The 24,785-nt window shown below is 29.7% G+C and carries 24 protein-coding genes and 1 pseudogene; 2 read left to right on the top strand and 23 right to left on the bottom strand.

Going from position 1 to position 24,785, the window contains the following annotated elements; genetic code table 11:
• Positions 1–15: 15 nt before the first annotated feature.
• The 12 genes from RT261_RS01675 to RT261_RS20975 all read right to left on the bottom strand — a co-directional run bounded on the left by RT261_RS01675 (position 16) and on the right by RT261_RS20975 (position 11,238).
• Positions 16–591, bottom strand: coding sequence for an HdeD family acid-resistance protein (locus RT261_RS01675; protein WP_313128519.1), 576 nt, complete (start codon positions 589–591; stop codon positions 16–18).
• A gap of 209 nt (positions 592–800) precedes the next feature.
• Complete coding sequence (locus RT261_RS01670) at positions 801–1,358, bottom strand: TetR/AcrR family transcriptional regulator (protein ID WP_313128516.1); 558 nt, start codon at positions 1,356–1,358, stop codon at positions 801–803.
• A gap of 499 nt (positions 1,359–1,857) precedes the next feature.
• The gene (locus tag RT261_RS01665) at positions 1,858–2,646 is read right to left on the bottom strand and encodes an RtcB family protein (RefSeq protein WP_331665356.1); all 789 of its coding nucleotides are present in this window, start codon (positions 2,644–2,646) and stop codon (positions 1,858–1,860) included.
• 55 nt (positions 2,647–2,701) lie between these two features.
• Positions 2,702–3,763: a hypothetical protein gene (locus tag RT261_RS01660; protein ID WP_313128514.1), complete on the bottom strand. Its 1,062-nt coding sequence runs from the start codon at positions 3,761–3,763 to the stop codon at positions 2,702–2,704.
• A 103-nt stretch (positions 3,764–3,866) separates the two neighbouring features.
• Complete coding sequence (locus tag RT261_RS01655) at positions 3,867–4,673, bottom strand: peptidase (RefSeq protein ID WP_313128512.1); 807 nt, start codon at positions 4,671–4,673, stop codon at positions 3,867–3,869.
• Positions 4,674–4,792: 119 nt separating this feature from the next.
• Entirely contained in the window at positions 4,793–5,104 is a 312-nt protein-coding gene (locus tag RT261_RS01650) for a hypothetical protein (RefSeq protein WP_331665355.1), read from the bottom strand.
• Positions 5,105–5,233: 129 nt separating this feature from the next.
• The gene (locus RT261_RS01645; protein WP_313128510.1) at positions 5,234–6,793 is read right to left on the bottom strand and encodes a tyrosine-type recombinase/integrase; all 1,560 of its coding nucleotides are present in this window, start codon (positions 6,791–6,793) and stop codon (positions 5,234–5,236) included.
• Positions 6,786–7,910: a tyrosine-type recombinase/integrase gene (locus RT261_RS01640; RefSeq protein ID WP_313128508.1), complete on the bottom strand. Its 1,125-nt coding sequence runs from the start codon at positions 7,908–7,910 to the stop codon at positions 6,786–6,788. The genes RT261_RS01645 and RT261_RS01640 overlap by 8 nt, the downstream gene beginning before the upstream one ends.
• A 159-nt stretch (positions 7,911–8,069) precedes the next feature.
• A complete protein-coding gene (locus tag RT261_RS01635) occupies positions 8,070–8,891 on the bottom strand; it encodes a hypothetical protein (protein WP_313128505.1) in 822 nt (273 codons plus the stop codon).
• Between the two features lie 2 nt (positions 8,892–8,893).
• Complete coding sequence (locus RT261_RS01630) at positions 8,894–9,043, bottom strand: hypothetical protein (RefSeq protein ID WP_313128503.1); 150 nt, start codon at positions 9,041–9,043, stop codon at positions 8,894–8,896.
• A gap of 48 nt (positions 9,044–9,091) precedes the next feature.
• Positions 9,092–10,054, bottom strand: a complete 963-nt coding sequence (locus RT261_RS01625) for a tyrosine-type recombinase/integrase (RefSeq protein ID WP_313128500.1) — start codon at positions 10,052–10,054, stop codon at positions 9,092–9,094.
• A gap of 986 nt (positions 10,055–11,040) precedes the next feature.
• Positions 11,041–11,238, bottom strand: coding sequence for a helix-turn-helix domain-containing protein (locus tag RT261_RS20975; RefSeq protein WP_313128551.1), 198 nt, complete (start codon positions 11,236–11,238; stop codon positions 11,041–11,043).
• Positions 11,239–11,330: 92 nt separating this feature from the next.
• Here RT261_RS20975 and RT261_RS01615 point away from each other — a divergent pair, with 92 nt between their 5' ends.
• Both RT261_RS01615 and RT261_RS01610 read left to right on the top strand, forming a co-directional pair.
• Positions 11,331–11,600, top strand: coding sequence for a hypothetical protein (locus RT261_RS01615; protein WP_313128497.1), 270 nt, complete (start codon positions 11,331–11,333; stop codon positions 11,598–11,600).
• 20 nt (positions 11,601–11,620) lie between these two features.
• Complete coding sequence (locus RT261_RS01610; protein ID WP_313128495.1) at positions 11,621–11,791, top strand: helix-turn-helix domain-containing protein; 171 nt, start codon at positions 11,621–11,623, stop codon at positions 11,789–11,791.
• Between the two features lie 834 nt (positions 11,792–12,625).
• Here the strand turns inward: RT261_RS01610 and RT261_RS01605 are convergent.
• From RT261_RS01605 to RT261_RS01565, 11 genes and pseudogenes are all read right to left on the bottom strand, one after another.
• Positions 12,626–13,822: a hypothetical protein gene (locus RT261_RS01605; protein WP_313128492.1), complete on the bottom strand. Its 1,197-nt coding sequence runs from the start codon at positions 13,820–13,822 to the stop codon at positions 12,626–12,628.
• Positions 13,823–13,961: 139 nt separating this feature from the next.
• Positions 13,962–15,128, bottom strand: coding sequence for a hypothetical protein (locus RT261_RS01600; protein ID WP_313128490.1), 1,167 nt, complete (start codon positions 15,126–15,128; stop codon positions 13,962–13,964).
• 62 nt (positions 15,129–15,190) lie between these two features.
• The gene (locus RT261_RS01595; protein ID WP_313128488.1) at positions 15,191–15,781 is read right to left on the bottom strand and encodes a hypothetical protein; all 591 of its coding nucleotides are present in this window, start codon (positions 15,779–15,781) and stop codon (positions 15,191–15,193) included.
• Between the two features lie 68 nt (positions 15,782–15,849).
• Positions 15,850–19,668: a YobI family P-loop NTPase gene (locus RT261_RS01590; protein ID WP_313128486.1), complete on the bottom strand. Its 3,819-nt coding sequence runs from the start codon at positions 19,666–19,668 to the stop codon at positions 15,850–15,852.
• A 175-nt stretch (positions 19,669–19,843) separates the two neighbouring features.
• A complete protein-coding gene (locus RT261_RS01585) occupies positions 19,844–20,899 on the bottom strand; it encodes a DUF6236 family protein (RefSeq protein ID WP_313128484.1) in 1,056 nt (351 codons plus the stop codon).
• Between the two features lie 150 nt (positions 20,900–21,049).
• Complete coding sequence (locus tag RT261_RS01580) at positions 21,050–21,262, bottom strand: YdbC family protein (protein WP_313128482.1); 213 nt, start codon at positions 21,260–21,262, stop codon at positions 21,050–21,052.
• A 236-nt stretch (positions 21,263–21,498) separates the two neighbouring features.
• Positions 21,499–21,777, bottom strand: a complete 279-nt coding sequence (locus RT261_RS21090; protein WP_442871755.1) for a phospholipase D-like domain-containing protein — start codon at positions 21,775–21,777, stop codon at positions 21,499–21,501.
• Positions 21,778–21,993: 216 nt separating this feature from the next.
• The gene (locus RT261_RS01575; RefSeq protein WP_313128479.1) at positions 21,994–22,950 is read right to left on the bottom strand and encodes a hypothetical protein; all 957 of its coding nucleotides are present in this window, start codon (positions 22,948–22,950) and stop codon (positions 21,994–21,996) included.
• A gap of 59 nt (positions 22,951–23,009) precedes the next feature.
• Positions 23,010–23,144, bottom strand: coding sequence for a topoisomerase DNA-binding C4 zinc finger domain-containing protein (locus RT261_RS01570; RefSeq protein ID WP_442871753.1), 135 nt, complete (start codon positions 23,142–23,144; stop codon positions 23,010–23,012).
• Positions 23,145–23,168: 24 nt separating this feature from the next.
• A pseudogene (locus tag RT261_RS21085) lies at positions 23,169–23,252 on the bottom strand (hypothetical protein); the annotation flags it as partial.
• 249 nt (positions 23,253–23,501) lie between these two features.
• On the bottom strand, positions 23,502–24,698 hold the full coding sequence (locus RT261_RS01565) for a toll/interleukin-1 receptor domain-containing protein (RefSeq protein WP_313128474.1): 1,197 nt from the start codon (positions 24,696–24,698) through the stop codon (positions 23,502–23,504).
• Positions 24,699–24,785: the final 87 nt, after the last annotated feature.

Raw genomic sequence — 24,785 nt, 5'->3', positions numbered from 1 at the left:
TTCCTCCTTCATTTCCTATTCTTTATTATTGGCTTCCGGGTATTGGTTTTTAATAATTTTGACTGTAAATAACATGACACAGAAATTAAGAAATCCTTCAGCCAGCAATGCACTTCCAAGCATAATCATAAGAAGATTTGTACTGGTGAATGAATCAATCATTAAAAGAATGCCGAAAGTAATAGCAATAACCGCTAGAATTGTAATCAGCCACCATTTACGGATGCCAAACTTTTTGGAATCTATCGCAATCTGCACTTTAAAAAGCCCATCTGACAGAATGATGATACCAAGAACAAAGTTAACCAGTGTAAGCATGTGAGTGGGGCGCAGAATCATAATAATTCCTACGGTTACAACCAGCAGACCAAAAGCCAAGTCAAATTGAAATGCAAGACGGAATAAATCTTTTGACAGATATCCAATCACTTTGAATATTCCATAACAAATAAGCAGCACACCAATCATAATACAGAGTGTGTTGGCAGAAACCTCAGGGTGTATAATGATGACTATCCCGAGAATGCAAAGCAGCAAAGACATAACAATATATCCGGTTTTTGCAGTCTGGATTGGCTTTGTTGAATGCATCAGGTTCACTTCCTTTCTTTACTGTAATTTATTAGTGTTCAAACAAACTAGCTGTTTTTCAAACTGTAGTCTATTTTAATGGAGTTATTGGCAGAATAAAATAGACAAGAAAAGCCCCGTGCCCTAAAACTAGGCACGAGGCAAAGAATGACCAAAATATAGACATTTACCAGATAATGCTGAAAAAGCAGACAAAATACTTTATTTGTCTAGTGTTTTCCAGCACTTCTTTCAAAAGCAATTCTTGTTGTATCTTCAAAAAGTTCGCATATACGCCCAACTTGATTTCTTATGTCATACCGCATACCATCAGACATCCAGTCCAAAATATATCCGGTTAGTTCACATTTAAAAAACTTGATGATTATTTGTTTATCTTCCTCTTGGGCCGGAATATCCACAAATGTGTCTATATATTTTGTTACAACATATTCCGATACTCTGTTTAGATATCTTTCATATGCTTCTCGGCTGGCAGAACTATAGATATGCATAACTGCTTTTTTATTCTTTACAGCAAAATCTATAGCAACACCCAGACACTCTTCTAAAGAGCTGATATCGCCATATTGCTCTATGATTTTGTCAGCTTCATCCACCATGATCTCTTCTACCAATGATGACATATCTTCAAAATGGTAATAAAAAGAGTTGCGGTTGATTCCACAATCCTCTACGATATCCTTTATAGTAATCTTATTCAGCGGCCGTTCATTAAGTAATTTAAGAAATGATTCTATGATAGCTTTTCTTGTAAAAGAAGCCATGCTCTTCCTCTCCTTTTCCTGCATTTAATTTAGTCACCCAGCAGAGCAATTAAAATCATTGCTTTGCATTGTTGCAAATCTACTTTATACATACTAAATCACATATAGATAAATTATCCTTGTATAAATTTTGTGTAATTATTAAAGTATACTTCCAATCTATTTTTTGCTTTTAAGAATTATTATTACATATTCTCCAAAAAATGCAAGTATAAGGAATATAAAAAATAATAAAATATCTGTAAACATAGTTTATTTTCCAGAAAAATTAAGTTTATTTTGACCATTGCGTTCATGCATCAAGGATATTCATTTTCCTTATCCTTCATAGACTATTCCACCTTCCTGTGCTTCCAATAGTATATTTCAAAACCTTACTACTTAAGACAATTTATTTGTGTTCCCCGCTTTGAGATCAACAAATAATAAAGCTATAATTTTCATTCTTTAATTTTTCCTAAACTTCATATGCCCTTTTGTTGTTTGAATTATTAAAGGATTATTCATCCCCAGCCTTAAAATTATAAATTGACTTGATAATCTTTACTATTTCTGCTGTATCACCTATATTTTTCACAATGTCTTCCATATCCTTATATGCCATAGGACATTCATCCAATGTATCCGAATTTACTGATGTGGTATAGATTCCCTTCATCTGCTTCTTAAATTCTGATACAGTAAATGTACTCTTAGCTTTTATTCTGGACATAAGTCTTCCAGCCCCATGGGGTGCTGAATTGTTCCAATCTTCATTACCTTTACCAATACAAATAAGTGATCCATCCCTCATATTAATAGGAATTAAGAGCTTTTCCCCTTTCTTTGCAGAAACTGCTCCCTTTCTAAGAATCATCGCCTCTGTATCAATATAATTATGTATAGTGGTAAATTCCTCCTCTACCTTTAGCTTTAAGCCTCTTATAATCTCATCCATCATTGCCTTTCTGTTTAGTAAAGCAAATCTTTGGACAATCTTCATATCGTGGATATAATCTTCCATAAGCTGTCCAGATAAATAGGCAAGCGGCTTTGGAATCTCGGTTCTTATTTGTGCCTTCAAATCATCAATTGCCCTCTGAATCTCCTGTTCTCTTCCGGCTGCCTTATAATTTATAATTAATTGATTTATATCATCTGCAGTATTGCCATTCAATGATTTATATGCCAGTTCCTGATAGAAATTGGCCACTTCCAATCCCAAATGCCTGGAACCTGAGTGAATTACAATAAAGATATTACCTTCTTCATCCTTATTAGCTTCAATAAAATGATTACCCCCGCCTATATGTATATATAAATATGCACTATTAAATATAAACCATACATTATTACTTATGACATTATTGGGTTAATTCTTTTTTTATATCTATTAGGCATTGACCCATACTTTTTATAATTTTTTGCATATCATTTTTATTTACTTTAATATTTTGATTATTTGACTCCAAATAGTATTTAACACTAACAGGTACAGAGGTAAAAATAGGAGCATTTATGTAATTTTTTAATCTCAATACTAAAGTTCTCGTATCAATATCAATATAATCCTCATATTTTCTCAAATCATCTATACTTTTACTTATTTCACCCTTGAAAATATCTAAAAACATAAAATAATTTACTTCTTGTTCTATACAACAATCAGAAAAGTTAGCAATTGATGTATTCACTAAATTAACCTTTATAGGTATATTTCCAAAGTCATCAGTAATGTATACATCTAAGTCACTAATAATTTCAGCTATCTTTACCGACATACTTTCAGGTATACTAATAAATCCTTCCCCGTTTGGACCAATTATTGATGGGCTTTGTTTACATACAAAAATCAAGAAGTATTTCATCATATTTACCAAATTACCTTGTACAATATTTTGTAATTCATATTTTAATAAATCTTGTTTTTTTGCAAATAATCTTTTTTGCTTTTCCTGGTCTTGTATAATAAGCTTTTTAACTTCTGAAATATTCTCACCCATTGAATCAAAATTATCTTGTTGTGATTTTAGCACATCATACAATTGAACAGTTGCTTTCGATTGATAAATATATTCATGTGAGATATATTCTACAATTTTGTCATATCTATCTTTATTATCTGTTATAAAACATTTATTTAATACTTTTGAAAGATTATCTTTAATGATATGAGGAGCTAATGATAACGTTATTTTATCTGTAGAAATAGATAATATACTATCTTGGTCATCATAATATTCAGCATCTTTATAATTTATCCTAAATAATTCACTATTTGCAAATCGTATGATGCAATGTAATAATATTCGCTGTTGTCGGTTTTGATTAATTAGTTCATTTAATTCTTCTTTTGTATAGCATGTCGCAACGCTAAGTATTTCATCTACGATTTTATTTAATATACTTTCAGATATTTTTCCCATTTGCTATCCCCTCCTAAGTGTATTCATCAAATGTGTAAAACGAATCTTTAATTGTTAATTCCATATTATCAATGAATGCTAATCATCATACCTTTTTTAATTTCTATCCCCTGACGTTCTCTATTAGATATCTAACTGCATTTCCAATATCAGCAACATGTTTTACTGGAACATTTTGTCTATGTAATCCCCTATCATTATAGCTTATAGATTTGCTTGTATTAATGAGTAAATCCTTGTATTCAGATGGTGAAAGATTATTATTTATACTTTTAAGTATAGCTACAAAGCCAGCAACTACAGGTGAAGTTGAAGATATGGAAAGGTATGGAGGGTTCCCATTAGCAAATCCATTATAGTCGTAATGAAAAATATTTAAATCTGGTTTTCTTTCTTCTTCTGTATTAGCAAATAAACCATCAGGTAGTATATTGTTTGGATTATCATAATGTATAAAAGTTGTCACAATTCCTTTATCAATCGCTCTATTTACGGCTTCATCAAATTTTGCCCTATTAATATTTGTTATTTTCTGATGTGATAATGTAAGAATATCAATATTGTTTTCTATCGACCAATCTATTGCATTAATTAAGGAGTCAACCCATTTATTCTCCGAATTATGAATATATGTACCTAAAGCATATGTTTCACATTCTGGTGCTACTTCTCTTAATGCGTTAGTCATCCAATATCCATGTTCACTTACATTATTAAAATTAAAAATATTGTTCGAAAAATCCACCCCCCCTGTATATAAACCAGAATGTTTTAAATACCCGAACCCCCAGTCAAGCAATCCAACTTTTATGCCTTTTCCTTTACTAAACTTATGGGCTTCTGCTATATTATGAATTAAATCATAAGAATCCCTCGAAATACAAGTATCTACATCTATATTCGTAAACATTAAATTTACCTCCTCCATTAAATTTCGTTTGTAGTTGTAAACAAACACGAATCTTACAAAATAAATAATATAACAAATTTCATAATTTTACCATACCTATTTTTTCCAATCAATGCGATTCAAATCTCAATTCCTTTTAACCGTTCCTTTTTAGTTAATTGATGCACTTGACCAAGCAATATTTCATACTTTTCTTGAAATTCCTTTTGAGAAGTTTCCAATTCATTTATTTTAATTTCTTTCGCAACGATTACTGCTTTAAGTCTACTAATTTCACTGTTTGCTTTATCTAAACTCTTTTCAAATCTAGCAGAAGCTTCTTGTTTAGTTGGGTTCACTTTCAATGTTTCCTTGTACTGACAGACCTTATTTTGTTTTAATAAATCCTTTACATGTTGTTTACTAAATGTTGAAGCAGAATATCCTGTCATCTCTATTAATTTCTTTTTAGTAACCTCTGCATTATCATTCTTTAATTCATCTATTATTTCTTGGATTTTTAATAACGTTTGACTTCGTTTTTCATCTTGAAGCTTTTTTAGTTATATGGAATCTCTCTTTCACTCATAAGATACTGTCTCCTTCATTAGAATGATTTTACTTACAATTTTTTTATTCAAATCCAAATTGTATTGAGCATTTTCAAGCATATACTTGTTATTTTTAAATAACATTATCTTTTCTTCCCACTCTGATACTTGTTCTTCAAAGTACCTTAATTCCTCTATATTCGGTCTAAAATAGTCACAAGAAAGGCATTCAAACATTTCACTTTTACAAGCAGATATATCACTGCATACACCCAGTCTTCCCAAAGAATGAGAACGTGGCATCCTCATAATTTTATCATAAGCTTTAACATTATCATTGATAACTTTACCTCTGAACTCATGAGTTTCATCTTCTTCATTTGCTATTTTCCTTGCTTGTTGAATAGTTTTCTCTTTGTCTGGGTGGATATAACTTCCTTCAATCATTGCAGTAGATTTATGGTGTGTTAAATCTTTTATTTCAAGCAGTGAAAAACCTTCATATATCCTATCAGTTATTGCGTTATGTCTTAATTGGTGAGATGTGATATGATATATACTTCCATTACTTTCTCTTATCTGGTATCTCTCAGCCAGTACATTTAATTGTTTACGAAAACACGAATCTGTTAAAGTAAACACTGTTGTTGTGTCAATTCTTGATGAAATATATTTACCACTATATTTACCATTCGTATGGTATTGGCTTCTTACATATGTAAAAAGTAAATCTTTTTCATTCATTTCAACATATTGCTGTAATGATTCTGCTACTTTAATTTGTTCTTGAATAAGATTAAGAAGATATTCTCCCATATCTTCATTTTTGAACCCAATAAGCCTTGTTTCAGACTCTATGTAACCACCATTTTGCTTATACATATTAAGTGTTAAAATATATAATTCTCCATATTGTCTAATACATTCGATTGGAATTGATACTACTTCTCCAATTCGAGAAGGAATTAATCTACAAATCCAGTAGACACATTTTAGTACTAAAGGAATTTCTTTATAATAAAATATATTATCAAATTGTGTTATAACTTCAGGAGGTATATACTTCTTATCAATTAAACGGTCTGACGATGTTCGGCTAAACGGGTTAACTTTTCCCATTTTTACAATTGGAATCCCATCAAAGTCAGACATCATTGAAAAAAAAGCAGTAATTGCAGTCCAATAGCTTTCTTTAGTTGATTTCTTTACATCGGTTATATACTCTAAATAATCCTGATAAGCATTAATTAATTCTTTATTAACATTATCCAAACTTAAAGAATTACATTGTTCCTTTAAAAAAGTATAAAATCTCGAAAGACCAGTTATATTACTTTGAACTGTGCTTACTGCTATACGCCTATTTAATCTTGAAAGAACAAACTTCTTGGTAATGACGATATATATAGATGGAATATTTGCGAAATATAAAGAGTTTTTACCTTTCCCCAGCCCTTTCCTCTTAAGCTTATCAAGTACCCACGTCATATCATCAAATGAAGATGTTTGAGAATAGATTTTTAATGACTCTATTAGTTCTTCATCTTCATCATCAATATTGTAAATATAATCAAATTCCTTATTAAGCATCCGGCTTGCCTTCATTCTCATTTATCTTGTCTATAACAGCTTGATAATCCTTCAATAACTTCATTTCTTTTCTGTATTCAACAAATCCTTCATAATCTGTGATATTATATTGCTTATAGGTTCTTAAGAGAGCATCTATAATGTATTTCTGTGAATCCCTCAATTCAATCCACTTGTTAATATATTTCTTTCCTGTACATAATTTCGGGCATGTGGCACAATTAGACTTTCCAACTCTTTTACTACACGGTCCTTCTGAAATATGCTTTGAACATTGACCAAATTCTACTTCTCTAACATTCATTGCAAAATCCACATATAGTTGTCTTCGTTCCTCTTCGGAAAACTGTTTTAATTTTTCATCCCCAACATATAAAGCAAATTTCTTTTTATAATAATCTGAATTTAACTGAGCCATCCTCTTTTTTCTAACTTCCGCATAAAATTTTTCAGTGGCTCTTTTATCATGTTGTCCCAGTTGGCTTGCAATTTCTTGAGATGTCGCCCCATTTTCTGCCATAATAACAGCAAGTGTTTTTCTTGCTTGTCTTGCTGTATAATGCCACAATTCACCATCTTCCCCCAAGATATTATGTTTACTAATAATGCGATTAACAGCATCTACATAATTTGATTCTTGAGCCATTGCTATATCAATACTGTTTTCTGCCTTTGTTTTTTGACTTAAAAATATATAATTGCTTTCCGAACGTTTTCTTAATGATTCTGTCGTTTCAATCTTCTTGTATAGCTTATTAGCAAGTACAGAATTTATTAGAACAATCTGTTTACATGGTTTTCCTGACAATTTTAACTTGTTTAGAATCTTATAAGGTGTATATTCAAGAACAAAATATCTTTTATCCACTTTGCTTTCAGAAAGACAATCTGCCTCTAAATAAACAACTTCTTTAAGCCTTAATCCAGTTTCCTTTAATATTTCATAAATCAATCTGTAATTCGAACCCAATTCATAAAAGTGTTTATCTAATCGTTCAGCCACACTATCTGGAATGAATTCTGTATTTTTCATCATAGCTTTTGTATTCCGAAATTGAAACTCACTTGCATAATTTACTTTGGGAGAATAAACATAATTATCATTTTCATAAGGCATACTATAACGGCAGAGATTATTTGAACCATTTTTCGTAAGCTCTCTATAGAGTATTTTTCATTGAACTGCGTAACAACTTCATCAGTTTGTAATATAGTAATCAAATAACTGATATGTATAGAATTGATGTCGGCAAAATGATAAATATAAGGGTATTGTTCAGTAATTATATTCATTCTTGAGTTTGTGTTTGAAATACATTTTCACTTCATCTCTTAATGAAGGTGATTTGATATGTGAAAAATCCAAATCTCTTTTATTCAATGCAGGACCTTTCATAAAACAAAGTCTCCAAAAATCGTTTGCTAAATTCATTTCCATGCGATTGTCTTTAATAAATTTATCTTTTTCCAGGCTATATATTTCTTCAATAACTTCTTTTATTTTTTCTTCAATATCAGCATTATTGCAGTCCACATATTTTAAATATGAACTTTCTTTTCCATAAAAGCTCATATTAAATTTATTTATCCGAATAATAATTCTTTTCTCATAGAATTCCTTCATACAATATTGACGAATATAGTCTAAAATATCTTCATCATTAAACATACTCCTCAATTGATTAAGAACAATTGTAAATCCATAATCATTAACTACATCCTTTAAGGTTGCAACATTTTTGACTTGTTGTACTATATTCTTTGATAAATCCTCATATTGAAGGCTGAAAATCTTTTCAATAACTTCATTTTTAATTTTTAATTCGAAATGAAAACGCTTAGAGCTTTCCAATTTACTTTCTACTGGTTTGCCATAAAAATTTATAGCAAAGTTCTTATAACTAATAAGAATTCTTTTTTGGTAGTATTCTCTAATACAATATTGATAAATATAATCCAAGATTTCTTCATCTTTATACAGATTTCTTAATTGATTGAGGGTAACTGCATATCCATACTTAGTAACCACATCCGATAGAGTAGCGATATTGGAAAAGTGGTTCTTTAATAGCTGTTCTAAATCGTTTATTGATTTCATTGCTATTCCTCATTTATCTTTCTGATAGTAGAAATTATATCATCTTCTTCATAATTATCTTCATTGTTGACCTTTTTCATTGTAGCACGAAGCAGTCGTTCATCCTGATAATTGATATAAGGTTCAAGGCTCTTTGATGATGACCACCCCATTAATATACGAATTTGCTCATCAGTAAGATTTAATTCGGGATGTTCTGCTTAGATACGAAGCAATTCCATCGTCCTTGTGCTTCTCCCTGAATGTGACCTCATCTCACTCGTATCAATGCCTGCTTTATCGCCAGCTCTTTTGATAATATCCAATGTGTTTCTATAAGACACAACTTGTCCTTGGTCTTTACCTTTTCTCAAATTTATAAACATATAATCATTTATGATTCCCAATTGACATTCAACCTCATTTCGTTCTGTATAAAGATAATCATCAATCATTTTTGCCGTTGCTTTCTTTATTGGAATAATTCTTGCTTTACTACCTTTACTTCTGTTTGTATTGATTGTTCGTTCTACTGAATCATAGCTGTTAAGTGTAAGACTAATAACTTCATCAATTCGCATTCCCTCAAGAGTTAAAAGAAAAATTGCTTTGTCTCTTAATGTATTAAATTTTGATTCAATTGCTGTTTTCTCTTCCTCTGAATACCATTTGATATAATTTTTAGTTCCTTTAATTCTGCTGACTTTTTCAGCTAAGAAATCATTAATATTCATATCCCAAATCTGACCGTATAGGTATGAGTACTTTGCACTTCTTTTCTGACGTTTATCATTTGAAATGTTTGCATCTTTGTTTAGATTGTCTTCTAAATGTTTATAAAACACCTTTATTGTTATAAGATAGGAGTATGCCGTATTGTAAGATATATTAGAGTTTATTTTGAATACTCCATCTACTTCACAAAATAGAAGAGAATCAATATAATTAACTACGTCCACTTTTGTAGCATCTTCATATGTTTTATTAATCTCCACAAGATAGTTTAGAAATCCACATAAATTATATGCGTATTGTCTTGATGTTTGGAGCGAACGTTTTCCTTTTGATTCCAGCCATTTATTGATTAAGAATTCAGGTAACAAATCCTTTAAGATGAAATAGCATGGATATTCTTTATCTTCTAAATCAAATAGTCTTGCAAGAGCAACAGTGTACTTATTCATATATTATCAACCTTTTCTTAATCGTAATGTACATATGATTGTTTTATTTTTGTATAATAACTTTCAAACCTTTGCATTCCTTAGCTGTTTAGCTGTTTTAAAGAATTTATAAATTTACACTAGCTTTTTACCTAATTCGATATTAAGTTTCTCTTAATCGTTCAATCTGTAACTTATAGTCTGTAATTTCCTTATGTAGGCATTCAACTTCATTCTTTAAATTTTCGTTAGAAACATCTCTGTAAACCATCTTATCAATGATTTCGTTAGCCTCATCCAATTGCTCTATTAAATTTACTCCTTTACAAAATGATAATTTGAAATATGAATTTTTATTTTTATATAACAAAAAAAGAAGTATACTGATTACATTAAGCAAAAAAATTACTACTTTTTACTACTTTGTAGGCTTTTTTTTTGCTAATTAATAACATACTTCTTGATTAACAATTTTCTATTTAGTTAATAACCTTAATTATTTATCAGACTGCAAATCTTACAATTATTTCTCCTATTCTCATACCATAATATAACCGACATATTTACTTAATATAAGTTTATCATAAATGTATATAACTGTATAGTTTAATTAATTATTTTTACAAACCATACTGGATTCCAATGATTAGAAAGATTATTATCTACTTTGCCTATTGTAGTGCCGGTTCATCATCAAATAATGGTTCTTTTTTAATAAGAACAGATTTATCTACAATTACATTTATGTATATACAACATCAACAACAGCAATAAATTGTTCACAATCTTTATTGTAAAAATAATTCTTGTATGTGCTTTTGTAAATCAACTAAATAACAATCCAATTCTTTTAATGAGTTGTATGTTACTTCAAATCTATTATTTATATTCAACAAATTTATTACCTCTTCTTATCATAAGTTTTTATGTCTGCTGTATTACGTTTTCCATAAATATGTCCGGAATAACTTTTCAAGTTTCTATAGAGAACTACTTCCCTTCATTTCTTATTTATCCTCTATATATTCAGCGATATCTTCAATTTTACAATTTAGAACACGACATAGATTATTTATTGTAATCATTTCAACATTGGTATTATTTTTTAAACGGTCAAGTTGACCTTTACTGAAATGGTAATCTTTAATTAGCTGATACGTTGATATATTTTTATTCGCCATCGTTATCCAAAGGCGCTCATACACTATCAATAAATCATCTCCATTTCAATAATAATTTAATAATATTTTACAATATGGGAAAAATATTGAATATACCCCGTATGTTGAATAATTATATGTATATTTTTAATACGGGAAATGTAAGTGCAGATGATGAATATGGAGAGTATGTTAAAGAAATGAGAGACCATTATTATGTGCAAAATAGAGAATTCTCACAAATAAATACTAGTAATTCTAACCCCTTTAGAAGAAAAAAGCTAACATCCATATTCCTATATTCCATTGAAAGTTATATTAATTGTAGTAAATATATCTCTTCTATTGATATGGAAGATAAATTGAATAAAAAAATTGAAAAACAACTAGATGCAACAAAATTATGACATTAAATGAAAAAATACATATGATAAGATTAAGTAAAGGTATGAGTCAAGCTGAACTTGCATTTAAAACCGGTTACTCTATTAGTGATATTATTAACCTTGAATCCAAAGGAAATAAGATAAGCGGATATGTGTTGTTAAAAATAATAGCAGCATTTGATTTAAGCATAAATGATTTTACCAAAGCATAAATCATGACCACCGGCTTAAGCCGGTGGTTTACATAAAATATTTATATAAATAACGTGGGGTTTCAAACCTGGAATTGCTTTTTTAGAATTGTGTTCCACTCATATCAAAAAATCAAAAAGTGAATATTCCACTTGATTATTAGGATGTTTTTGAAGTATTCTTCTCAGATTTTTCTAGTGTTTATTTGTAGAAGCTTATGCGTGGTCAGGCCTGAAATGAGTAAAAAATAGACCTGAGACGGGGCGGCGAAACGCCCTATCTGGGTCTGATTTTTTGATTCAACTACAATATTATATAGTCTTTGAAAAATACATATATTTTTATTCTATTATTCCTATTCCTTACAATTACTAATTCGATATATTCACAAACTCACATAGAAGTGTCATTATAAGAAATTGATTTAACATTAATATATAAATTAAAAAATTCTCTTTTGGCATCTTCTCTACAAAATTCTTCAATAGTTTTTGTATTCCAACTCATTTGCAATTTATCAAGAAACACACTTACTTCTTTATGATTTTCCGAAAAAGATAATGGCTCTGGTAATTCCTTTTCATTTCTATCTCAAACTTGTTTTTTTATATTGAAAATAAACAATTGATGGCAAATTAAATCGTAATTTTGAGGATATTTATATTTTAAAGCTATTAAATATGCATAGAACGTCATTTTTTTCACATCATTGCTTTTTTTCAACTTATGAATATGTAAAATCTTTAAATTTGTGTATACAACATCAACATCCCTAAGTGTAAGTTCAAGGGTTTCAAATATATCACTTATAGCTTAATGTATCACAGCATGGTTGAACATTTTCTGAGGATATTTTATTCTCTTATAAACCTGTCCCAATTAATCTCCTCATATAGCGTTTTTAGCTCATTATTGGATTTAGCAATCTTCTGCTTTAGCCAATCCATATCATTTTCATTCAAAATCGTAGTATGTTCAAAAATCCATATTTCATCGTATAACATAAATGAACTTATAAATAACCCATCTTTACTCATATTGAAACATGGCTCTTCTTTTTTATAAGAATCGTACTCTCCACTATACCAACTCATTTTAACTTTATCGATATAATCTGAGGTTATATATCCAAAGATTGAATTCCCGTCAAAAAATCGTTGAACTTTAATATTATGCTGCAATACATCTAAGAAGAATTTTTCTTGTATATTTAATAAATGTCTTTGCTCTTCTATTAATTGCAATCTCTGAATATCATATATTTGATAAACCAGAACATCATACGTCTGCGGGTTTAATTCCTCTTTTGAATTAAAAAATTCAAATACTTCCCTGTAATACTTTGTTTCTTTAAATTTATCTATTATTTCTTCAGATAAGAACTCGTTAAAGAACTCAATATCTACCGGCTCTGTAATTGGCATAAAATGTATCTTCATCATTAATCTTTCATCACATAATGCCAAGGATAGTGGGTCAAGAATGATATACATAATAATTGTTCTTGCTATTGCATATATAAGAAATTCTTTAAAAAACTCCACATAAAAATCACTCTTTTTCTTCTGATTGAGTTCTCTGTAAGTGTAAAAGACATCAAAGCCCTGTTTATGTATTATTTTATTTGCCCTTTTTAATAAGTCTTCGTATTTATCAAAAAATGAAGGAATGGCTGAATAAACTTCTTTATATGAATCATCAAATTTTCTCAGCTTCTCTTTAATTTTATTATCAGGCGGAAAGTGTTCTTTGAGGTTCCATCTTTTTAAATCACCTTCATTACTGTTAACAAGAAACAACATATTGTTTGTGCATTCCACAGCCTGTCTAACAGAATAAAAAGCACAGTCAAAATAACCATCTTCAAATAAATCAATTGAATTGATTAACAACTTAATTGATTCACTTATAAACGCATTACAGAACATCACATCTGCTCTACCCGTAGTGAGATAGGAAAATCTACGCAAATAATCCATCAGTTTTTGTCTATAATCAAGTTTTTGTTTGGTCCTAAATGTATTCCCAAATTCAAGTTCATCAAGCGTCATTTTACACCTCCCATCTCATACAGCGAATGTTAATCATAATTTTTTGCTTAACATAATCCGCTTTCAGTTTTACTAAAGGAAATAGTAAAGTATTGTTCTAACCCTTACCTCGTATATATCAACTCTATCTTATTTAGGGTTAATAAACTATTTCTCTTATACTAATATCTATAGGTTCAGCATCTTCTTTTCTAAAAAGAACCAGATTCTTTCCAGAAACTTTATTTGTTCTGGTACAGGGATAGATAATTCCAGTAACTCCTTTACTTTCTAGATACTCTGCCAATATATGAAAAGATTTGTATGCAGCTTCTTTCATTCTTTCGTCATTTTCATCAACTTTTTTATAAATACAGCTGCATATCATTTTTAAGTACTGTTTTGCATATGATTCTTCAATAATATTTCTATCTACCGGATATTTATGATTCAGCTTTTTTATTGCTCCTATTAACTTCTTCTTATTATTTCGATATTTTTCAACAGCCAACGGGTCAGACATTATTTCTGTAAACATCTTCTTCGTGAGTTTATCTTGGTAATCATCTACTATCATTTTCAGCTTCCCTAATGAGACGTCCTTGTAAGACAAATCTAAGATATTGCCCTCAATTAACGGCTTAAAATGGCAAAAAGAATAATGATTACCCTTAATTGCTCTATATTCTTCCAAACAAATATATTCATTAAGAGATAGTTGCTCTGAGTATTGCTTTTCTTTTTCAGAAAATGATACATATAAGTAGGTTTTCCCGGGAGGATTCCATCTATTATTCGTTAAAGGAACCCAGGGGATAAATCTATCTTTGTCATGTTTCCATCCTGATACAACTCTGCACAATATATCAGTCTCTTTTAATTTATAAAAAAATTTATTACTATGTAACTCAATACATTTCGTAAAAATATCATCAAATATTTCTATAAATGACAATAACCCATCCTCAGTTGCATTAACATCTTTCCACTGCTCTTCTATAATTAATCGAGCATTTTCTATTTGGATTTTATTAATTAATTCATTAAAATAAATTCCATCCAAGTGTGGACACACAAAAACACCGTATTTGCTTAAATATTTTACATACTGAATTATACTGCGTAATTCAAAATACCCAGTATATTTTGTCATCCAATCAAAAACAATATTTAGTCTCATCAACAAGCTGGACAGTTTTTCTACGTTATTATCAATCCAAAAATCTTTTCTAATCTTCTTACTAAGGTATCTTAATTCTCCCTTGTATTCAACTGACAAATTTTCTAATTTTTGAAGTTCTTCGAGCATTTTCATCGTATAATCCATATTGTTAATTCTCCTAAATTAATCAGCACTTGAATACGCTAATTATTAATCGTTTGAATTCGTTATCCCGCTAATCCACATAGATACGGAAGCACTGCAATGGCTACATCTATCCCTTTATCGGCTATAAATTTCAACACATTGCTCATCTTAATTGATGATTTCTCCTTGTCCCCTTTCTTCATCACCAGTTCTAAAGTAGCCAGTTTGTCTTCTAAATCATTTAATTCTTCTTTTGGAAGTATTTTGTCTAATTTTCCCATAGTTTGTTCCAGCGTTACTGTGATAGTTACATTTGAATATGCGCTAGCATATGATGAATTATCATTATGTATTATAATTCCTTGAGCATTCATACGCTGTATTTCTAGAGCTTCCTTCCTTGCTAACTCTTTTTCTTCCAATTCATACTTATAGTTTATCAATTTTGCTTTCAATTTCTTCAAGTCCCCCATATAGTCTATTGAGATAGTACTATCGGTAGAAAATGCAACAAATTCATATAAATCAAGCCCCGTTCTATAATTTGGAATATCATTAGAATAGACACTGATAATATGGTCTACTAATTCTTTAGCTGTACTTGTATAATCATGAATGATTACGTCTTCACATTTTTCAACTAACTCTTCAATATCTTGTATCTTACCCAAAATAATACCACCTTTCCATATGACCAATCATAGCATACATAGCTTGCACATTCACCTTAGTCATCATATTATAGTAGCTGTACAGGTATCCCTTTTCCTTTAAATTTCTGTCTACCAAAAGCTCGATAAGAATTAATATCATCTTTGTCTTCTTCAAAACGTGTAATCCATCCTCTCTTCTCGAATGCAGACAAAAGTCTTTTATTTTCAGTTGTTTTTTCATATTTTGGTCTTTTTCCATATAAAAGAGGGATGAATTCCGTAGCCCCAATAATTTCCAATAGTTTTTTAGTAACCTCAATTTCTAGATTAGGTAAATTTATTGATAATATTAATTTTTTATCATTCTTCGTTATTGTTTTGAACGTTAATATCTTAGAAAGCAAGCTCAATTTCATCTTATACTCTTCATCGATAATAGTTGCTATTTCCCTTTCTACAATTTTTTCTATACCTTCTTGAACAAGCGGCATACCAGCCGGATACCATGTCAAAAGATAAGGTATATCATTCTTATCAAAGTTATTATTAATGATTGCCACTATTACATTTTCTGTATAATTGCACTTTTTGACCGAAATTGGATTGCTTTCAAATGACAACAGCTCTATTTTATATTTATCATCTATTTCAGAAGCTAAAAGTTGCAGTAATTCCTCAGATAAAAAGAGGTCTTCTGCCATTAATCCAGTATATTTTTCGATATTATCCTTTATAAATTTAAAAAGTAAATCTTTATGGTTAGTACGCATAAATTGTAGATTTTCTGATGTCATTGTTATGATATGACTATCAATAAGCAAAGCAACTTTTTGCAGCTTAACATCATGATACGGGAATTTATTATATATTCGATTTAATGAAGTTACTAAACCAATATATTTATCATCGTCCATCTCATTGCTTTGTATTATGGAATTAAAAATCTTTGATTCCGATTTTTCTCCATATGCATCATCAAGGTCAAACCCTTTTATTGATAACACCTCTGGATAATTATTTATATATATTACTAAAGCATCGTCCATACCCTTTCCTGAAAGGAAGTAATAATCAAAAATATTCTTTTGGTTAAATTCAATCTTTTTCTCGGATACCATTTTCGTCCATATACTTTTATCATCTATCTCTTCTAAATAACGAATTGGTGTTTGCAAAAGCTGTATATATTTTATTTTGTCATCATCTTCAATATCTGTATTATTTATTATAAATAATGCTGTATCCTCCTCATCATAAATAAGCTTCTTACGTTCCAAAAGTATACTCATATATACATCGATATTATCTTTGATATACTGGCATAGTTGTTCCTTTTGATTTATCATTATTAAGGTCATAGTTTTGTCAACATAATCATCTGATTTCTCTATTTTATATATTTTGTCAAGAATTAAGTCTATCATTGAAAAGTTTATCTCATATAGGTTGTTTTGATATACCGCTTCAAACAGGTCAGTATTAGCACTCAGATAATCTATTTGAATAAATTTTACCTCAAGGCTTAAAAATCCACTTATTAATTGTTTTATATCCGTATTCTCTATTTCCAGGAACTTTTCATTATTACTTATAAACTCAGTTAAAATGCTGTCCCTGTTATTTGCTAATATTATTTCCTTCGCTGAAACACAAAAAGTATCAATAATATATGTCTTTTTTGTTTCAACCGGAAATTTATCAGATTCAACAATCCAACAACATGCGTTATCCCAAACAATATTAAATCCTTTTGTAAAAGTTTCCCTCTCGATATTTCTTAATAAATATCCTAGGACAAAGTCATCTATTTTTTCATCTCTTATTCTGCTGAGAAAAATGCTAAGTTGCTCTGTATAGATTTCATTATTCTGTAACAGATAGTCTAGCAGTGAATAGTTGAGGCTTTCAGGCACTTTAAAGTCTAAATCTCTCATACGAGAAATTATAAGTTTAGGATTTACTAATTTATATTGATACTGTTTTGCATCGTTATCAGTTATACTACGTAAGAAAACCTTATCTATTCTACTAATACTGTTTTCATAAAAATAAGTCATATAGTCGGGATATGTTTCATCAATATATCCGTTTTTTATTAAATACTTGATTAACGGAAAATACGGACTTCTCTTAATTTCTTCAAAACTATTCACTTCGTTCAGTTCGTTTTCGTAAGAAACTTGAAATATAGCCTTTTCATAATCACGGTTAACCAATTCTTTTAAAAAACAATTTTTAATGGCATCTTGTTTTATTTTAAGCTTTATAGTTTCTGATTTATTGGACTCTACTTTCCCTTTTGCCGCATTTTCTATTTTTAATTTACGTTCCACATATTCTTTATTTTGTGATATCTTTTTGAAATAATCTCGAACATCTATTGTGTACCAACCCGAATGAGGAGAATTGGCATAAACATTATAATTATTTTGTTTTATGGCAGCAATAAATTCACTTCGTTTTGTATAATTTGTTTCTTCTACACCATCTACTCTTAACCTTAGTCCATGGCAAAAGTAAATGGCATCAAGCTCATTTATATCACTACATACTTCTTTTTCCAAATGTATAATCTCATCTTCATATTCTTCAATTAAATGTTGAATTTTCGCTATCTCATTATTTTGAAATTCTTCTTTCTTATCAAATAATGTATAAACATACCCTTGTGAGATTTGTAAATCGGCGAAATCTCGAGGAAATATATTCTTATATGTAATCATTGCTAACAACTTATTCGGGTTCTGTTCAGTAGATGATTTCTTTAACCGGTTATAGTATATAATAAACTCATTATATATATTTTTTAGCAATCTCATATCATCTACATATAGCGATAACCCCTGCATGAATTTTTCATCAAATAGTTGAAATATATTTCCATCTTTAAAATGCTCGATAAATTTATCATAGGCATTCGAGGCATCAACAATTGGAACAACCGGTAAAATAAAATCAAAGAATTTTGTCCTGTCCTTTGATAGAAAAATATCATCGCGCAATAAGTAAAAGAAACGAATAGACTCTTTCTTATCCTCATTATTTGGTAAAGAAAGTAGGTCCTTTCTTCGATTTAAAAGCGTATTAATTTCCCTTAGTTTTTCAAATATTAAGTTAGTATCATATCTATCCATATCCTCAAAAACAATATTATCTGAACCTGCATTTTCAAATAAGTAAAGTACCTCATTAAGATATTTGTCAAAATATGAGTCATTTTTGTCTTCAAATATTTCAATCTCATTCCCTTTTACATTGATTCTTTTAAAAATATTCTTATTGACCTGCGTTTTTATAATCAGATGTAAACCTCTGGCTAAAAGAATTAACCACAAAATTGCAGCAACAATTAACATTTCGTTCGTAGTAGTAAAATGTAAAGCGCTTTTCAAAATACCATTTGACAGCCCTTTTTCGGTAATAAGCCACTTATTATTGAACTTTATAAAAAAAGATAAGAAAAAAAATAGTACAATTTCAAATGTTCGTAATAAAATAAACTTTTTATCAATTTCCTTTTTAATGCTAAAATTAGTTTGCAGGATACTCGCTGGCTTAATCTGATGAATCAATTGATTAAGAATTTTCCCCTCAAGAACGCTTTCTACTGACAATGTCTCCTTATCGTTAATCTCATTATCAGATATTTCTATATTGATACTGTCATCAACTGCAGAACCTTTATTTTCGAAGTGTGCAAGCGAAATGTGTAAAAATTTTTCACCTTTATGCTGTGCCTTATAAGTTTCGATAACGCTACTTTTACCTGCTCCGTATGCACCTGAAATAGCTATATTTCTAATATCATTATTTGAAAATACATATTTCATTGCATCTTCATAAATATCCATTTCAACATCGGTAACAGGTGTTAGTTTTTGAAATTTATAAGTGTTTTCACTCATATCATCACTCCTCATTTGTTATAAGTACTTTTAACCTCATATTCAACTTTTTTCAGTATCTTCTTATCAACTTTGGCAATCTCCCATTACCCAACTACCTTTTAATCATAGTAATCACAATTCGTTATTATTGTAATACCTTGTTAGGTCATATAATGACTTTACTTATAACAATTTATCTCAAGATATTTTCCATCCTAGCATAATATAAATAAGAATACGGATTATCTATTAATTCTGTCTTTCTAATATTTCCTGCTTCTCTATATGTCAAATAGATACTTAACGCAGTACCTGCTACAATTCCTATTCCCTTATGAGTTAAGTTTACCGGCACTCCAAACATTTCAAGCGTATTTATAATGCCAGGTAATGATATTCCAACCATCGCATTCATTAAAATAGGTTTTAACCCCCATCTACGTTCTTTCATTACTCTTTGAATATCGTTAGCCTTAATAGCCAATTTTTCTTCAAATTCAATACATAATGACTTAACCTCAACAATGTCAGATGCTTTATTTAATTTCTCTTCAAATTCGGTTAACAATTGCCTAAAATGTAATAGCTCATCAGCTCTCCTTCTCTTAAAATCGATTATCTCTTCTATCGATGTATCCATATTAGGCACCGGTAAAACACTACATTTATAATTTAAGAACGGTTGTCTATTACTATATTTGTTTGTAGCTCTCTTTGTTTTATATATGTAGTCTTCATTACTTTGCTTATCACTTCCGATTACAGTGTCCTCATGATTAATAGCTGCAAGGTATTTAGCCAACACCGCCATATAGATATTACTCAACTCTTCTTCAATATATATCCACTGCCTATTTTCACTGTAAAGGATTTCTGATTTTTCTTGCAATAAAGGCAAAATATCACTAGATATTTTTGAATTATGTAAATGATAAAATGTTGACTCTACCTTTGACCTATGAACGCTACTAAAATTTCCGCTTTTATGTAATCGGGGGTTATATTCATTAATATTAATTTTTACTTCATCAATAAATTCATTGTATAATTCAGAATACATAATATCGTCAGGCCTCGTCGGTACATAGTAATGCGTGTCCATTAGATTCTGAATTTCAGGTGATATTTCGAAATCATCGTTTTGATATGGCATAATTGAAGATATTTCATCCCAATAAAGAAGAGCATTTCTCAACCATATCCCATCTGTTATATTGATTGTAGGGTAATATAAAATTCTTCTTTTCATAAGCTCTTTCTCCTCTTTCTGTATATTTTCGACATTACCTAAAGTATAACAATCTATCCACAATTTAACAATACCATTTATCATCAAATAATTAAAATCAATTACAATAATAAAGACGCTGTACAATATTTCTGCACAACGCCTTAATTATTAACTTCTACAGTACTCCTTTAACTTATCCACTTCTTCCTTGGTTAGCGTTACACCTTTTCCCATCTTTTCATGGTTTGGAGCCCAATCACGAATATCATATTTCGGAGCCGCATCATTCCAGCTGATGAGATTCAATTCTTTTCTCCAGCCTTTTGCGTTTTCTGATAATACACCTATTTCTTTAATGATTTCATATTTTATATCAGCCATTCTCATTTTCCTCCAAAATATTTGTTTCTTAGCAGCACATTATATGTTTATTACATACTAACCTCTCTGTACAAGCAACAGGTTCAGGTGAATATTTACTTTTGTTTTTGAAAAACTCCATTTCTTATTGCTTCTGTAACAAAATCTTTCAAATCATTTATTTTAATAGCCTTAACTTCATCCCATGTGATTGATGCGTTACATTGAATGTAATTGTGAATCTCCTTCTATATCACTTAAGCAGATTCATTAAACTTACTTACATCCAAATATTCTATTTCATCTGCTGAACTCCTAAAATCATTAAACCATTTTAAAAACGGATTAATTTCATGCCTTGGATATATAAACAAACTATCTAATTCCTTATTATTTCCAAAAGCATTGCGACTTAAATTAGTCGACCCCGTAATTGTAATCGTATAATCCGCAGTTAAAAATATATATACTTTCCCATGATAAAAGAAACTCTCATTAGTTCTTATAACACAGCCCCTATTTAATAACTCATTAATATGTAATGCTGTTTTTTATCCATTGCTTTTACCGTTCTACCTAGAGAATAGTCTTGTAGAAGCTCATACTCTCCCCCTTTGGCATAAAACTATCAAGTTTTGTATTGATATTAATTCAACAGAATTGAAAAATTTTTAAAAATTCCGATTTTATTATATCCTCAAAACTGCATTACCAGCACCACAAAACTATTCATTAATGTACCTCATATTTTATTATGATATTTTAACTTGTCCATGTAATTCGCTTTTTGTTATCTTCACCGACTTCTTAATAGCACCACTTAGGGAACTTTTATCTAATAAATCTTGAATATCAGTCGCCAAGGTTTTCGGTGCCCACGGATTCATAATTATCTCTAAATCCTGAAAAATCTTTTCTTTAAGTCTTAAATATATATGCTGAAAAAATGATTCGTCGTTTCTACTCATAATGCAAATAATACGCGTTTCTTTTTCATAATCCCAATGATTTGTCTTATGTCTTCCTAAATTTGTTGGGTCATATACAGGAAGCTCAATACCGAGGTCCTCTTCACTTGACTTAAATTTAGTAAACCGCTTATAATCCTTCGTAAAGACTTCATCGCTTATTGGTAAATACTTCACATCATTCAATTTAATTGTCTGAATATAATCTCTCGTATCATAATCTATATTTATTGGGGCAGAGTTCTGTAGTTGCCCTAATAACCCATTGTTATTTACAGTTATTCCATATTCATCGCAATAAAAGAACATCTTATCCAAATTATCTGTAAGGCAGTAATCCATATGAATTACATCTTCAAAAGCACTAGCAAAATTCTTGAACTTTAAGACTACTTTCTGATTTTTCTTTTTCCCACCATAATTAACCCAAAACGGAACTATCTCATATGGGCAATGTGAAAAGCATGCAATAAATCTACTTCCAGCGAACCTCTCAATATTATTTCTCTTTGCTTCTAGTCTGTCATTTAGATTGACATTATTCAGGCTACTGCACTTTAGGGTTCTATCATTTATTATGTATCCTAACGTATCTAAATTACAATAATGCAATAAATACTCATGTTCCTTTGAAGTTTCCTCTACTGAAATCTGAAGTTTCTGTAATTTTTTTAGATAGTCTTTTTCAATTGAGGTATTTATTACCCTCTCCAATACAATGTGTGGTTGGTTCGTATCCATTTTAATGTACCTCCTTGACCAGCTTATTCTAACTTTTAATATAGATATGCTAATTTAACTTATTCACTATCACTTATGAATCGATAGAGTATTCCACAATAAGGATAATTAGTACACCAATAATACTCTCCATATCTTCCCTTTTTCTTAATCATATAACCCCCACATACATTGCACTTTATCTGACTATTCAATATTTCAGTATACTTTTTATTCCATTCACAAGATGGGAAATTCGAACATCCTAAAAACACGGAGTGGTCTACTGAGTTTTCTCTGATAATTAAATGACTAGTTTTGCATCTTGGACATTTTGGATTATCATTTTAAATTCATACTGGATATGAAAATCATTTATCAATTCCTTAGCAAAGAAAGATTTATTTTTATCTGGCATAAGCAAAATTGTTCTTCGCATAATGCACATCATCCTAATACTTTCTTATTTGCCATAATATAAATTTCCTTTATATAGGACCCTAATTTATTTCTTTTAATATTTATAAGCCTATTGTTACTTATAAATAATTTACTGTTACACCAATAGCCAATTAAGAACAAGGTTTTTGCAAGACAACCTTGAAGATATCATTTTCTTTTACTTCTATACCTTTTACAAATTTAATATTGTGAAGGTTTACTCCATAATCGAAATTTATTATTAAATTTTCCTCAGTTATATCCTTCATTCTATCTTTTCTTGCAACTGGCATAATTTTATATTCACCATAAGTCTTAATCGTTTGCTTAAAAAGTTCTCTATTTCTAGAACCGTTTATTTCATCCATCCATTGATATCTACTAACCATAGCCAACATTCCTTCTAGCAGATTTATACCACATTTCTGCATTCTATTTACTGAGGCATCAATATTAGGACCAATATGTACAAAGTATCCATTCCCATTATTTCTATCTTTGTCGGAATATATGAAACAATTATCTGGAAATGGTGGTTCAATATAAGTCACATCTACAAATTCATCAATATAACCATTATTTGAATCCTCTTTCCAATTAATAAATATTTTTTTACCAGCTTCATAGTTTTTATATAAAAGTCCAATAACAGGAATTTCACCTGGGCAAAACAAGTATAATACTCCCTCCCACCCAGCATCATTCCATAAATCCAAATTTATTGGTGAAGAAAAAAACATCGTTCTTTGTTCCTTTGCCGGTAATGGTCTTAATTTACCAAGAGCAGGTTTCTGTACCTTTGATATACCACGTAATCTCCAATATAATCTATCGAACCCGGTTTCATCATTAATATTATAAAACGTAAATGGTTTTAATGGTGATAAAATATACTGTTCGTCTTCCTTATCAAAAAACACTGGTATAAATTTGCTATTCTCAGAAAAGTTATCATATATAAATTGGTACACAATATTAACTTCCCATGATACCCCTTTTCCTTTTCTATCTTCAACATAGCACTTGTCATAATAAGACTTCGTTGCAACAACTAAAACAAAGTCAGCACTACGTATTTGGTTTTCCATCCATTTGGGCCAGCCTTCAACTGGAGCTTCCTCGTATAAATCTACATTTGCATCTATTCCCTCTGAACGTAATCTATTGGCAAATTCAAGGATTTTACTTTCGAATACTTGATTATCATGACTATAAGAAATAAATACCTTTGGGTTATTATTCATTTGTATACCTCCCTCTTGAGTATATGATATATAATAACATATTTTTTCCATTTTCTCAATATAGTGTATTTTATTATCATACATATGACAAAGAGCTCATTCATAAATAAAATACAAATGAACTCGAATATATTTATAATATCTATCTTTTACTGGAGTATAACAACAGAA

Source organism: Anaerocolumna sp. (assembly GCF_032079385.1).
Lineage (GTDB): Bacteria > Bacillota > Clostridia > Lachnospirales > Lachnospiraceae > Anaerocolumna.
The sequence above is the reverse complement of the archived record's forward strand: the minus strand, read 5'-3'. Positions and strand labels throughout refer to the sequence as shown.

What these genes read in the sequence shown, in the direction of transcription:
- RT261_RS01670 (WP_313128516.1), bottom strand. Translation starts at nt 1,358, where the DNA reads ATGGCTTCTTTTACAAGAAAAGCTATCATAGAATCATTTCTTAAATTA.
- RT261_RS01565 (WP_313128474.1), bottom strand. Translation starts at nt 24,698, where the DNA reads ATGTATGATAATAAAATACACTATATTGAGAAAATGGAAAAAATATGT.
- RT261_RS01675 (WP_313128519.1), bottom strand. Translation starts at nt 591, where the DNA reads ATGCATTCAACAAAGCCAATCCAGACTGCAAAAACCGGATATATTGTT.
- RT261_RS01625 (WP_313128500.1), bottom strand. Translation starts at nt 10,054, where the DNA reads ATGAATAAGTACACTGTTGCTCTTGCAAGACTATTTGATTTAGAAGAT.
- RT261_RS01575 (WP_313128479.1), bottom strand. Translation starts at nt 22,950, where the DNA reads ATGGATACGAACCAACCACACATTGTATTGGAGAGGGTAATAAATACC.
- RT261_RS01615 (WP_313128497.1), top strand. Translation starts at nt 11,331, where the DNA reads ATGTATATTTTTAATACGGGAAATGTAAGTGCAGATGATGAATATGGA.
- RT261_RS01610 (WP_313128495.1), top strand. Translation starts at nt 11,621, where the DNA reads ATGATAAGATTAAGTAAAGGTATGAGTCAAGCTGAACTTGCATTTAAA.
- RT261_RS01660 (WP_313128514.1), bottom strand. Translation starts at nt 3,763, where the DNA reads ATGGGAAAAATATCTGAAAGTATATTAAATAAAATCGTAGATGAAATA.
- RT261_RS01605 (WP_313128492.1), bottom strand. Translation starts at nt 13,822, where the DNA reads ATGACGCTTGATGAACTTGAATTTGGGAATACATTTAGGACCAAACAA.
- RT261_RS01650 (WP_331665355.1), bottom strand. Translation starts at nt 5,104, where the DNA reads ATGACAGGATATTCTGCTTCAACATTTAGTAAACAACATGTAAAGGAT.
- RT261_RS01600 (WP_313128490.1), bottom strand. Translation starts at nt 15,128, where the DNA reads ATGGATTATACGATGAAAATGCTCGAAGAACTTCAAAAATTAGAAAAT.
- RT261_RS01580 (WP_313128482.1), bottom strand. Translation starts at nt 21,262, where the DNA reads ATGGCTGATATAAAATATGAAATCATTAAAGAAATAGGTGTATTATCA.
- RT261_RS01640 (WP_313128508.1), bottom strand. Translation starts at nt 7,910, where the DNA reads ATGCCTTATGAAAATGATAATTATGTTTATTCTCCCAAAGTAAATTAT.
- RT261_RS01630 (WP_313128503.1), bottom strand. Translation starts at nt 9,043, where the DNA reads ATGGGGTGGTCATCATCAAAGAGCCTTGAACCTTATATCAATTATCAG.
- RT261_RS01585 (WP_313128484.1), bottom strand. Translation starts at nt 20,899, where the DNA reads ATGAAAAGAAGAATTTTATATTACCCTACAATCAATATAACAGATGGG.
- RT261_RS01645 (WP_313128510.1), bottom strand. Translation starts at nt 6,793, where the DNA reads ATGCTTAATAAGGAATTTGATTATATTTACAATATTGATGATGAAGAT.
- RT261_RS01635 (WP_313128505.1), bottom strand. Translation starts at nt 8,891, where the DNA reads ATGAAATCAATAAACGATTTAGAACAGCTATTAAAGAACCACTTTTCC.
- RT261_RS01655 (WP_313128512.1), bottom strand. Translation starts at nt 4,673, where the DNA reads ATGTTTACGAATATAGATGTAGATACTTGTATTTCGAGGGATTCTTAT.
- RT261_RS01590 (WP_313128486.1), bottom strand. Translation starts at nt 19,668, where the DNA reads ATGAGTGAAAACACTTATAAATTTCAAAAACTAACACCTGTTACCGAT.